At 51.7% G+C, this 230-nt stretch carries 1 protein-coding gene; it reads right to left on the reverse strand.

What is annotated here, in order from left to right; genetic code table 11:
* Window positions 1-230 (reverse strand): hypothetical protein (locus KVT34_RS31505; RefSeq protein WP_217563419.1); only part of this gene is annotated, 230 nt, incomplete at both ends.

The raw sequence follows: 230 nt of genomic DNA on the forward strand, positions 1-230 counted from the left end.
TCCCCCCCGCAACCCCTCCCCCCCCCGCTTTGAAACAGGGGAGGAGCCCCAGGAGCAACCCCAAGAAACCCCCCCAGGTCCTTTTTTTTTTTTTTTTGCCTTTCATTTTTTTCCCCTCTTTCTCGTTTGTATGGGTGTTCTTTTTCGAATTTTGGGAAACGCTTTCCATAAACCTCCTTTTGGCTGCTTCGTTCTGCCGCCTAGTTATCAGCGTCATCCCGCCGTCCGAA

This window comes from Paenibacillus sp. GbtcB18 (assembly GCF_019091125.1).
GTDB classification, from domain to species: Bacteria; Bacillota; Bacilli; order Paenibacillales; family NBRC-103111; genus Paenibacillus_F; species Paenibacillus_F chitinolyticus.